Raw genomic sequence first — 10,568 nt, forward strand, 5'->3', positions numbered from 1 at the left:
ACGGCGAGCACCAGCACATAGGCGATGCCCGCCAGCACCACCCGCGTCAGCTCGCCCCATGTCACGCCCAGAAAATGCACGCCGATCCCGCAGCCAATAAAGAACTGCGCGGCCAGGATGGCTTCGGCGGGCGGGCGGCTGTGGATCAGGCCGGAAAGTGACAAGACAGCGGTGACGATCATGGGGCCAAGGATCGACGCGCCAAAAAGGCCGATCCGCTCTCCTCCCTTCCAGCCGATCAGGGCTGCCGCGGCCATCAGGGCCATCTCTCCCACTGGCAGTTCCGTCACCGGCGCGCCGATGGGATTGGTCAGCCTTGCTCCGTAAACCAGCGTCAAGAAGGCAGGCGCGAGGGTGACAATAATCAGCACCCGCGTGGCATGGATCAACGACAGCGCCCGCGGATCGCCCCCCGCTTCGGTGCCAAAAATCACCATGTCCTGCAGGCCACCCGGCATCGCGGCGTAATAGGCTGTCGGCCCGTCGAACCCCCAAACATGCCGAAAGAACGGGACGCCGATAATCCCGATCAACGCGATAAAGACCGGGACCAGCGCCACCGACATCGCCATTTGTGGCAGTTGGTGAAAAAGATCAGGCGTGATCGAAGCCCCAACAGCCACCCCAAGGATCGTGCGCGCCGCCACCGAAACTTGACCGAAGCCTTTGATCGGCAGGTTCGACAGCGCCGCGATAAGACAGGCTGCCATTGGCCCGAAAAGGAATGGTAGCGGCAGATCAAGCGCCCAGAAGGCCAAAGTGCCAGCCCCGGCGAGGATGAGGGTAAGTGACCGGCTTCGGGTTGGTTGGGCAATGCGCATGGGGTCCACTCCTGCAGTTTATCGGACTTGACCGTTATTGCATACCATTGTATCCACATGTATGCAATAATCACCTTTGGGGCGTTTTATGAGCGAAGAAGACCGCACACCGCAGGGCAACTCTGCCTATGCTCAACTAATGGATGAGCTACGCGCCGGACGGCTGAACCCCGGCGACCGCCTGCGGGAGACCGAATTGGCCGACCGCCTGGGCGTCTCCCGCACCCCCGTGCGCGAAGCGATCCGCCAGCTAGAGGCGGACGGTGTCGTAGCCCATATCCCGCGCCAAGGCGCGAGCATCCGCACGCTGGACTACGCCGAGGTGATGGAACTCTACGAGATGCGCGCTGTGCTGGAGGGCACCGCCGCACGGCTCGCCGCCCGCGCTGCCTCGGACATCGAGATTGAAGAGCTTCAGGACATGAACCAACAGCTTGCCACCTTGGGCAATGTGCCCGAAGCCTTCACCCTAAACCGCCAGTTCCACGCAGCCCTTCTGGACGCCGCAAAGAACCGTTTTCTGACCCGCTCGATCCACACGCTGCAAAAGACGCTGATGATCCTCGGCCCAACGACGCTGACCGATCCGGATCGCGCCGAGAAAGCGGTGGAGGAACATTTTGGCGTTCTGGATGCGATCAAGGCCCGTGATGCCGCCCTCGCCGAAGCCGCGATGCGCGCGCATATCGAAGCGGCCCAACGGGTCCGGGTGCGCGCCCTACGCGCACAGCCCATGCGCGATGAGACCTATGACGGAGACCTGCTGTGACTGAAACCTACGATATCGTCGTGATCGGCGGCGGCAATGCGGCGCTTTGTGCCGCGATCACCGCCGCCGAAGACGGCGCCCGCGTGCTGATCCTTGAGACCGCGCCGAAACCCTACCGGGGCGGCAATTCGCGCCACACCCGCAACTTCCGCTGCATGCACCATGGCCCCTTGGGCCCATTGGTCGAAAGCTACACCGAAGAGGAATACCTCGCCGATCTGATGAAGGTGACGGGTGGCAAGACGGATGAACATCTCGCACGCCTCGCCATCCGCTCTTCCGAGGAATGCCTGCCGTGGATGGAGGCCCATGGCGTGCGGTTTCAGCCCTCGCTGTCGGGCACCCTGTCACTGGCGCGCACCAACGCCTTCTTTCGCGGCGGTGGCAAAAGCCTCGTGAACGCCTATTACCGCACCGCCGAAGGGCTGGGCGTGGATGTGCTCTATGAAGCCGCCGTGACCCATCTCGAACTGGAAGGCGACCGGGTAACGCGGGTGGACTATACCCATGAGGGGGCAGCCAAGAGCCTCTCGCCCAAATCCGTCGTCGTGGCCTCTGGCGGATTTCAGGCCGACACCGACTGGCTGGCACGCGCATGGGGGCCAGCGGCGAAGAACTTCTTGATCCGCGGCACGCCCTACAACCGCGGCGTGGTTCTGGCCGATCTGCTGGATCAAGGCGTCGCGCAGGTTGGCGATCCGACCCAATGTCACGCCGTCGCCATTGACGGGCGGGCACCGAAATTCGATGGCGGGATCGTCACGCGGCTGGATTGCGTGCCCTTCTCCATCGTCGTCAACAAAGACGCACAGCGGTTCTATGATGAGGGCGAGGATGTTTGGCCGAAACGCTATGCCATCTGGGGCCGGCTGGTGGCCGCGCAGCCCGATCAGGTCGGCTATGTCATCATCGATGCCAAATCGCTGAACCTGTTTATGCCCTCGGTTTTCCCCCCGATCAAGGCCGACACGCTGGCGGAACTGGCGGGCAAAATGGGCCTGCCCGCCGACGCGCTGGCGCAGACCGTGGCCGAATTCAACGAAGCCTGCGGCGATCAAAGCGGCTTTCACCCAACCGAACTGGACGGCGTGGCGACATCCGGCCTCACCCCGCCCAAGACCAATTGGGCCCGCCCCATCACCGAGCCGCCGTTCTACGGCTATTCGCTGCGCACTGGCGTCACCTTTACCTATCTCGGCCTGAAGGTGGACGAAAACGCGCAATGTTCCATCGATGACCGCCCTGTCAGCAACCTTTGGGCTGCGGGCGAAACCATGGCCGGGTCGATCCTAGGCCAAGGCTACCTCGCCGGTTTCGGCATGACCATCGGCACCGTATTCGGACGTATCGCAGGCAAGGAGGCCGCAGCCCATGCAAATTGATCTACTCCAAGAGGCACGCCGTCAGGCCGAAATCTGCAACGCCTGCCGCTATTGCGAGGGGTACTGCTCGGTCTTCCCGGCCCTGCAAGCCGAACGTGCCTTTTCTGACGGGGATCTAACGCAACTGGCGAACCTCTGTCACAATTGCCGGGGCTGCTACTATGCGTGCCAATACACCGCCCCGCATGAGTTTGACCTGAACCTGCCACAAGCCTTGGCCGATGTGCGCCAAGACAGTTGGGAAGAGTTTGCCTTTCCACGTGCCGCCGGGAAAGCCTTCCAGAAAAACGGCCTCGCCATAGTGCTCGCCACTGTCTTGGGCTTTGCATTGCTGTTTTGGGCTGCCCGTGCGCTGGCCGCCGCTGGAGGCGAAGGATTCTATGCGGTACTGTCTCACAATGCGATGGTAGCGATCTTCCTGCCCGCCTTTCTGTTTCCGTTGATAAGCATTGCCATCGGCCTGCGCCGCTACTGGCAAACCGTGGGCGGCACCCGGGTTCGCCTGTCGCATTTGCGCGGGGCCATCGCCTCTGTCGCGAACATGCGCAACCTCAAGGGCGGCCACGGCGACGGCTGCAACTTTGAAGACGAAGACCGGTTCACCCATGCCCGCCGCTATGCGCATCAGGCAATCATGTATGGCTTTCTGTTGTGCTTTGCCTCGACCAGCGTGGCGACGCTGATGCATTACCTGCTCGATATGCCCGCCCCCTACGGGCTGTTTTCCGCCCCCAAGATCCTCGGCCTTTCCGGCGGTGTTCTGCTGGTGTTGGGCTGTGGCAAGATGGTCTGGCTCAAGCTGCGGTCTGACAAATCGCTCGGCGCGACTAATGCCTTTGGCGGCGAAATAGCCTTTACCGGGTTGCTGGGATTTGTCGGACTATCGGGGCTGCTGCTCTATGCGGCAAGCGGTTCTGGCTGGATGCCGGGTCTTTTGGTCATACACCTCGGCGCGGTGCTGGCGTTTTTCCTGCTCACGCCTTTCACCAAGATGGCGCATGGGTTCTACCGAATGGCAGCGCTGGTCAGGGATGCACAGCGGCGCGAGGTGGGCTGACTTTAGGCTTTCCAGCACCGCTTGCAGATCACCCCGGCCGCGCCTACAGACGGCGCGACCGGCGGAAGATCATTCGCCGAAGTGGATGACCGAGCGGATGCTTTTTCCTTCATGCATGAGCTTGAAGGCCTCGTTGATCTCTTCCAGCCCCATAGTATGGGTGATGAAATCATTCAGCTTGAACTCGCCGTTCATATAGCGTTCGACATAGTCAGGTAGCTCGGAGCGTCCCTTGACCCCGCCAAAAGCCGACCCCCGCCAGACGCGGCCCGTGACCAACTGGAACGGACGGGTCGAGATTTCCTGCCCTGCCCCTGCGACACCGATGACTACGGATTCGCCCCAGCCCTTGTGGCAGCATTCCAACGCCGAGCGCATAACATTGACGTTGCCGATACACTCGAAGGAGTAATCCACGCCGCCGTCGGTCATCTCGACAATCACGTCCTGAATGGGTTTGTCGTGATCCTTGGGGTTGATGAAATCGGTGGCACCCAGCTTGCGGGCAAGATCGAATTTGCTTTCGTTGATATCGATCACGATGATCCGGCTGGCCTTGGCCATGGTCGCGCCGATCACGGCGGACAGGCCAATGCCGCCCATGCCGAAGATCGCAACGGTCGACCCCTCTTCGACCTTCGCGGTGTTCATAACAGCCCCCATGCCGGTGGTGACGCCGCAGCCCAGCAGGCAGACCTCCTCCAGTGGCGCATCGGGGTTAACCTTGGCAAGCGATATCTCGGGCAGCACTGTGTATTCCGAGAAGGTCGAGCAGCCCATGTAGTGCAGGATGGGCTGACCATCCTTGTAGAACCGGCTGGTGCCGTCGGGCATCAGACCGCGCCCCTGGGTTTCCCGAATCTTCTGGCAGAGGTTGGTCTTGCCGGATTTGCAGAATTTGCACTCGCCACATTCTGGCGTGTAGAGCGGGATCACATGGTCACCCACCGCCACGCTGGTGACGCCCTCGCCGATGGATTCGACAATCCCGCCCCCTTCATGGCCCAGAATGACCGGGAACAGGCCTTCGGGGTCTTCGCCCGACAAAGTGAAAGCATCGGTATGGCAAACGCCCGAGGCGATAATTTTGATGCGCACTTCGCCAGCCTTAGGCGGCATTACGTCGATTTCCTCGATCGAGAGAGGTTCGTTAACGGCCCAGGCGACGGCCGCTTTGCATTTGATGATATCGGTCATGGGTCTCACTTCGCGGTTAGGACTATTTTGGCGGGTGACGGTGTAGGGACAGTCATTTACACTGTTTCCCACTGGCGATAATCAGAGATATCTGCAAAACACCGTTACCTATTAGCAATAGTTCTTCCGCCATTAAGATTGAAAGGAACATCATGCTGAGTTGGGAGGGGGTATCAGAATTTGTGGCCGTCGCTGAAGCCCAAAGCTTTACAGCTGCTGCCAACAGCTTGGGTATTTCTACGGCTCAGGTCAGCCGCCAAGTCGGCGCACTTGAGGCGCGATTGGACACCAAGCTGTTCTACCGCACCACGCGCAAGGTCACGATCACCGAGACGGGTCAGGTGTATTACAACCATTGCCGGCAGGTGCTTGATGGGCTGGCCGAAGCCGAGCGCGCGATCACCGATCTGCATCAAAGCCCCAAGGGACGGCTCAATCTCACAGCCCCGGTGACATATGGCGAGAACCGCATCGCGCCTTTGGTGAATGACTTCGTGCGGCGCTATCCTGATCTTGAGGTCAACCTCAGGCTGACCAATCAGCTGCTCGATCTTGTAGCGGAAAGCTACGATCTTGCGATCCGGCTGGGAGAGTTGGAAGACAGCTCCATGATGGCAAAGCGGCTGGCCTCTCGCAGGCATTACACCTGCGCGGCACCCGAATACCTTTCCGCTCACGGAACCCCGCACACCCTGTCCGAACTTGACGGCTACAACTGTCTGCAAGGCACTTTGGGCTATTGGCGTTTTCAGGAAAAGGGAACTACCCGCCACATCCGGGTGAAAGGCAATCTCCGCTGCAACAGCGGCGCATCGCTGGTCGATGCGGCGCTGAAGAACCTCGGGATCATCCAATTGCCGGATTATTACGTCGAGGCGGAGCTGCGGGCCGGTCGGTTGGTCTCTGTTTTGGATACGTATCGCGCGCCGGACGATGGCATCTGGGCGATCTATCCGCAGAACCGGCATCTTTCGCCAAAGGTCCGGCTGCTGCTTGATCACCTTGCGAAAGGGTTGCGATGATCGTGAGCGACCCGCCAAGTGCGCTGACCTTCGGGACTTGGGCCGTCATCTGAGCATCTTTGTCCGAAGGAACGAGGACCCGGCAAAGATCGTATCTTTTGGCCTTGCGTTCAGCCACCTGCACCGGGGCTTCGTTCAGCGAAAGGCTCATTTGGCCGCACCATGAGGTAATCTAAGGCGACGTGGCAGATGCCCCTTCATGCCGGACCAAATGGCCCGATAGGCACCGTCCTATTGATGGAGCTCTTTTGCCAAAAACCGAACGAACAGAAGCGTGAGGTTCTCGCGGCGCGAGGTGTCTGGCCAGACGGCAAAAATTCCCAACGGTTTCAGCCGCCAATCGGGGAACAGGCGGCTCAGTTTGCCCTCCGTCTCCCCCCGGGCGGCGAGATGCTCGGGCAGAACCGTGGCGCCAAGGTTCTTGCAGGCGAAATGGTAGAGGGCATCCACGCTGTCCACTTCCAGCCGGGCTTGGCCCAGAACTTTCGCCTCTTCCCCGCCGGGGCCGCTGAGACGAGTATAGTCTGAGCGATGTCGGTAGCGCACCCAGTCCCAGTCTTCCAGATCGCAAGGATGTGCGGGGGCCGGGCGCGTTGCGGCATAGTCGCTGCCGACCACCAAGGCACGCGCGCTTTCACCCAGCTTGCGCGACATCATCGCACTGTCGTCGAGCCAGCCCGCGCGGATATTCACATCAAAGCCATCGTTGATAAGGTCCATCCTCTGATCCGAAAAAGCCAGCGACAGGGCGACTTGCGGATGAAGACGGGAAAATTCAGCGATCGCCGTCGACAGGGTCGATGACGACATAAAGGCAGGGATCGACACCCTAAGCGCACCCACCGGCTCCAACGACAGGGCGTTGAGGTCATTCAACCCGCTTTCGGCGCTCCGCAGCATGTCGGTCACCCGGGCGTAGAACATCCGCCCTTCGTTGCTGAGCGCGATCTTGCGGGTTGTGCGGTAAAGCAGCGTCACGCCAAGGAAATCTTCGAGTTCGGAGACGGTTTCACTCACCCGCGACGGTGCGACGCCAAGGGCTTTCGCCGCGGCCCGGAACGAGCCTTCGTCCACCACCCGGGCGAAGATGGCCATATGCTTTAGATGATCGATCATTGTTCGGCCTGCCGGAACTATCATTTCTGGATTCCATGAATACCCCGATCAATGCGCCGGGAATAGATGTTCCTTGCAACACGAGGAACACCGCCATGAAAGCGACCACTCATCTCAACACCGAAAGCGCAGAGCGTTATCTAGGCACGCTCTGCAAACATTTCGGCCATAAGGTGCCCGTCACCCACACGCGCCAAAACGGCCATATCGAACTGCCTTTCGGGGCATGTGAACTGGCCGCAACAAAGGGCCAGTTGTCACTGAGCGCGACAGCCGATGACCGGGCCGCGCTCGATAAGGTCGTGCAGGTCATTACCAGCCACCTCGAACGTTTTGCCTTCCGCGAAGACCCCAAGCTCACTTGGACCGACGCCGCCTGAGAGCTGAGCTGGCCCGAACTTTTCGGGTGCCGCGCGGAGTGGCACCCGAAATCTTGAACTTAACCAAGGCCCCCATTCCTTCGGGGCACCCGATATGGAGCGACACATGAAACGCAGAACCCTTCTGAAAACGTCACTCGGCGCATCTCTGGCCATCATTCTCGGACAACACGCAGGAGCAAAAGACATGGACACAGTTACACAAGAGAGCTTTGACACCGTAATGGCCTTCATGGGCGCGATGGGGGCGGGCGATATGGAGAAAATGCGGGCCCTGATGGCCGACGATATGGTCTGGCACAACGAGGGCGACGAAAGCTTGCCGTGGATCGGTGAGGCACGCGGCAAGGAGGCAGTCTTCGACTTTCTTGGCGTCTTTGGCCAGAATTTTCAGACAACCGCTTGGGACAACACAGATGCCTTTGCCGCAGGCGACACCGTTGCCGTCTTTGGTAAGATGAGCGGCATCACAACGAAATCCGGCAAAGGGACTGGCCCCTTCACCTTTGCCCTGCGTGCCAAGGTCCGCGATGGTCAGGTGGTGCTGTGGCACTGGTTCGAAGACAGCTTTGCAGTCAGCCAAGCCTACCACGGCTAATATCCGCAACATGGCAGGGCCCGTCAGGCCCTGCCAGCGAGACCCCAGTCAAAGGAGAGCCCGATGCGCTATGCTGTCACCGCCGTTTCAGGACAACTCGGTCAAGAAATCGCCCGCAAACTCATAGAACGAACAGATCACGCCTCGGTCATCGGCCTCGCCCGGACGCCGGGCAATGCCCCCGAGTTAGGGATCGAGGTGCGCCCCGGCGATTATGACCAGCCGGACGCGCTTCGAACATCCCTTGCAGGCGTTGATGCCCTTGTGCTCGTCTCAGGCATGGCCCTGCCCGAAGACCGCATCGGCCAGCACCGTAACGTGATCGAGGCGGCCAAGGCCGCCGGCGTGGCCAAGATCGTTTACACCAGCATTCAAGGTCCAGAAGTTGGGACCGCCTTCTCACCCGTCGTGCAGAGCAACCGCCAGACCGAGGCCGACATCCGCGCCAGCGGTCTGGACTGGGCCATCGGTCGCAACGGCATCTACATCGAGCCTGACGTTGAATATATCGACAGCTACCGCGCCAAGGGCGAGATCGCCAACAGCGCGGGGGACGGCAAATGCGGCTACACGACCCGTTCCGAATTGGCCCATGCCTATGCCGCTTTGCTGACGCGGGACGAGCTGAACGGTCAAACCTTTGATTTGAACGGTACGCCGATCACTCAGGCGGAACTAACGCAGTACATGAACGCCGCATATGGCACCGCGCTTACCTATCGCAGCATGTCGGCCGAAGACTATGTGGCTGACCGCACCGCCGAGCTTGGCGATTTTATCGGCCCGATTATCGGCGGCATCTACGACGGTATCCGCCGCGGCGCCTTTGACGCCCCCGGCGATTATGACGCCGCGACCGGACGCCCGCATCAAAGCTGGGAAGATTATTTCGCCTCGCTGTTACGCTGATCGCCACAGATACGCGGGGCGACCCGCGTAGAACGACCAACCTTTCGGAGATATCTGCGTGCTGAAATCCACATGGGATCACCCCCTCACCTTCTGGGCGCTGTTGAGCCTCCCCGCCATTCCAATGACCCTTGGCCTGACCTCCGGCGCGCCGGACGCGGTCAGCAGTCTTTTGCATCCCACCGGTGAATTCGCCGCGCGGTTCATGATCATCGCGATGATGATCACCCCGCTGATGATGCTTTTTCGCGATGCGAGCTGGCCGCGCTGGCTGATGAAGCGTCGGCGCTATCTTGGCGTGGCCGCATTCTTCTACGCGCTGGCCCACACGGTGCTTTATCTCATTGATGAAGGCGCCATAGCCTTCACTGACGGCGAGGTATCAAAGCTGTACATCTGGACCGGCTGGATCGCTTTTCTTATCTTTGTGCCATTGGCTGTTACCTCGACAGACGCATGGGTGCGCCGCCTTGGGCGGTCGTGGAAAAAGCTACAGCAGTTTGTCTATGCTGCGGCTATACTAACCCTCATCCACTGGGCTGCCCTGCACGATTGGGGCGGCGTCGGCGCGGCTCTGGTGCATTTTGCGCCTCTGGTCGCTCTTGAGGTGTACCGTCTGTGGTCAACCCAACAGCGCCGCCGCCAGCGCGCGATGACGTAAGCGAAGGGTTGCGGGGCAAATTCTCCATTCGTTCGGCGATCTAAAGCTTAATAGCCGATCTCCCTACCTTTATAGGGAATCTTCGCACCTACCGTCAAAGTGCATAAGCCACCCATCGTGTCGGACGCAGCGAACGGCCCAAACCGGACATCCAACGTCATAGACATTGCTGCGTTGCAATTCCTTGAAAGCAGTCATTGCCGCAGTCAATAAGTGAAGCAGCTTCACTTGGATGGCCTTATACACTCTTACATCGGATCAATGAGGTGCAGGATGAAGCTTGAAGAATACTATCGGCCCAGACTATCTGAAGCAGGATATGACCTCTTGGCAGTGTTTAGCCGATTTGAATACGCAATGAAGAAAGGCGGATTTCGCCGGGAGGCCCATGCGGATGCTGCTTGGCACACTTTCGCTCAGCGCCTACCGCAAGAGTTCTTCCAGAATATGGCAGGGTCCGACGAAGCGAAAATTTACTTCGAGGCTCCTCCGGATCACCTCATCACAACCGATGATGGTGGCGTAGACTGGTCAGGAGACCCCGTTTCACCACACGATACGGCAAGCCTCTTCCAAAGTATTAAAACCGCTCGAAACAACCTGTTTCATGGCGACAAAAAGCACGACAGCCATTGACCTGCCCCCCGCTGGTCCCT

At 59.9% G+C, this 10,568-nt stretch carries 12 protein-coding genes; 9 read left to right on the top strand and 3 right to left on the bottom strand.

Features of this window, described 5'->3' with window-relative positions; genetic code table 11:
* A partial coding sequence (locus B3849_RS02165; protein WP_286779755.1) for an AbrB family transcriptional regulator occupies positions 1-821 on the bottom strand: 821 nt, incomplete at its 3' end.
* A gap of 88 nt (positions 822-909) precedes the next feature.
* On the opposite strand from B3849_RS02165, the gene B3849_RS02170 reads away from it, so the two are divergent.
* Genes B3849_RS02170 through tcuB form a run of 3 tightly spaced genes read left to right on the top strand, consistent with a single transcriptional unit; the run spans position 910 to position 4,029 of the window.
* Positions 910-1,590 carry a GntR family transcriptional regulator gene (locus B3849_RS02170; protein WP_286779756.1) on the top strand — a complete coding sequence of 227 codons (681 nt, stop codon included), beginning with the start codon at positions 910-912 and terminating at the stop codon, positions 1,588-1,590.
* The gene (tcuA, locus tag B3849_RS02175) at positions 1,587-2,972 is read left to right on the top strand and encodes an FAD-dependent tricarballylate dehydrogenase TcuA (RefSeq protein WP_286779757.1); all 1,386 of its coding nucleotides are present in this window, start codon (positions 1,587-1,589) and stop codon (positions 2,970-2,972) included. Before B3849_RS02170 ends, tcuA begins: the two co-directional genes overlap by 4 nt.
* On the top strand, positions 2,962-4,029 hold the full coding sequence (gene tcuB, locus B3849_RS02180) for a tricarballylate utilization 4Fe-4S protein TcuB (protein WP_286779758.1): 1,068 nt from the start codon (positions 2,962-2,964) through the stop codon (positions 4,027-4,029). The genes tcuA and tcuB overlap by 11 nt, the downstream gene beginning before the upstream one ends.
* Positions 4,030-4,098: 69 nt before the next feature.
* Here the strand turns inward: tcuB and B3849_RS02185 are convergent, their stop codons facing one another.
* Positions 4,099-5,217: an S-(hydroxymethyl)glutathione dehydrogenase/class III alcohol dehydrogenase gene (locus tag B3849_RS02185; protein WP_349678128.1), complete on the bottom strand. Its 1,119-nt coding sequence runs from the start codon at positions 5,215-5,217 to the stop codon at positions 4,099-4,101.
* Positions 5,218-5,378: 161 nt separating this feature from the next.
* On the opposite strand from B3849_RS02185, the gene B3849_RS02190 reads away from it, so the two are divergent.
* A complete protein-coding gene (locus B3849_RS02190) occupies positions 5,379-6,248 on the top strand; it encodes a LysR substrate-binding domain-containing protein (protein ID WP_005851782.1) in 870 nt (289 codons plus the stop codon).
* A 231-nt stretch (positions 6,249-6,479) separates the two neighbouring features.
* On the opposite strand, the gene B3849_RS02195 is transcribed toward B3849_RS02190, so the two are convergent.
* Positions 6,480-7,343, bottom strand: a complete 864-nt coding sequence (locus B3849_RS02195; RefSeq protein WP_278425987.1) for a LysR family transcriptional regulator — start codon at positions 7,341-7,343, stop codon at positions 6,480-6,482.
* Positions 7,344-7,459: 116 nt separating this feature from the next.
* Between B3849_RS02195 and B3849_RS02200 the strand changes: the two genes are divergently transcribed.
* From B3849_RS02200 to B3849_RS02220, 5 genes are all read left to right on the top strand, one after another.
* Entirely contained in the window at positions 7,460-7,744 is a 285-nt protein-coding gene (locus B3849_RS02200; protein WP_278425988.1) for a DUF2218 domain-containing protein, read from the top strand.
* A 187-nt stretch (positions 7,745-7,931) separates the two neighbouring features.
* Entirely contained in the window at positions 7,932-8,342 is a 411-nt protein-coding gene (locus B3849_RS02205; protein ID WP_278425989.1) for a nuclear transport factor 2 family protein, read from the top strand.
* Between the two features lie 63 nt (positions 8,343-8,405).
* Positions 8,406-9,251: an NAD(P)H-binding protein gene (locus tag B3849_RS02210; protein WP_278425990.1), complete on the top strand. Its 846-nt coding sequence runs from the start codon at positions 8,406-8,408 to the stop codon at positions 9,249-9,251.
* A 58-nt stretch (positions 9,252-9,309) separates the two neighbouring features.
* Positions 9,310-9,912 carry a sulfite oxidase heme-binding subunit YedZ gene (locus B3849_RS02215; protein WP_286779759.1) on the top strand — a complete coding sequence of 201 codons (603 nt, stop codon included), beginning with the start codon at positions 9,310-9,312 and terminating at the stop codon, positions 9,910-9,912.
* A gap of 273 nt (positions 9,913-10,185) precedes the next feature.
* A complete protein-coding gene (locus tag B3849_RS02220) occupies positions 10,186-10,548 on the top strand; it encodes a hypothetical protein (protein WP_286779760.1) in 363 nt (120 codons plus the stop codon).
* Positions 10,549-10,568: the final 20 nt, after the last annotated feature.

The sequence above is a fragment of the Sulfitobacter sp. UBA4523 genome, assembly GCF_002388305.1.
GTDB classification, from domain to species: domain Bacteria; phylum Pseudomonadota; class Alphaproteobacteria; order Rhodobacterales; family Rhodobacteraceae; genus Sulfitobacter; species Sulfitobacter pontiacus.

What these genes read in the sequence shown, in the direction of transcription:
- B3849_RS02220 (WP_286779760.1), top strand. Translation starts at nt 10,186, where the DNA reads ATGAAGCTTGAAGAATACTATCGGCCCAGACTATCTGAAGCAGGATAT.
- B3849_RS02170 (WP_286779756.1), top strand. Translation starts at nt 910, where the DNA reads ATGAGCGAAGAAGACCGCACACCGCAGGGCAACTCTGCCTATGCTCAA.
- B3849_RS02205 (WP_278425989.1), top strand. Translation starts at nt 7,932, where the DNA reads ATGGACACAGTTACACAAGAGAGCTTTGACACCGTAATGGCCTTCATG.
- B3849_RS02190 (WP_005851782.1), top strand. Translation starts at nt 5,379, where the DNA reads ATGCTGAGTTGGGAGGGGGTATCAGAATTTGTGGCCGTCGCTGAAGCC.
- B3849_RS02200 (WP_278425988.1), top strand. Translation starts at nt 7,460, where the DNA reads ATGAAAGCGACCACTCATCTCAACACCGAAAGCGCAGAGCGTTATCTA.
- B3849_RS02195 (WP_278425987.1), bottom strand. Translation starts at nt 7,343, where the DNA reads ATGGCCATCTTCGCCCGGGTGGTGGACGAAGGCTCGTTCCGGGCCGCG.
- tcuB (WP_286779758.1), top strand. Translation starts at nt 2,962, where the DNA reads ATGCAAATTGATCTACTCCAAGAGGCACGCCGTCAGGCCGAAATCTGC.
- B3849_RS02210 (WP_278425990.1), top strand. Translation starts at nt 8,406, where the DNA reads ATGCGCTATGCTGTCACCGCCGTTTCAGGACAACTCGGTCAAGAAATC.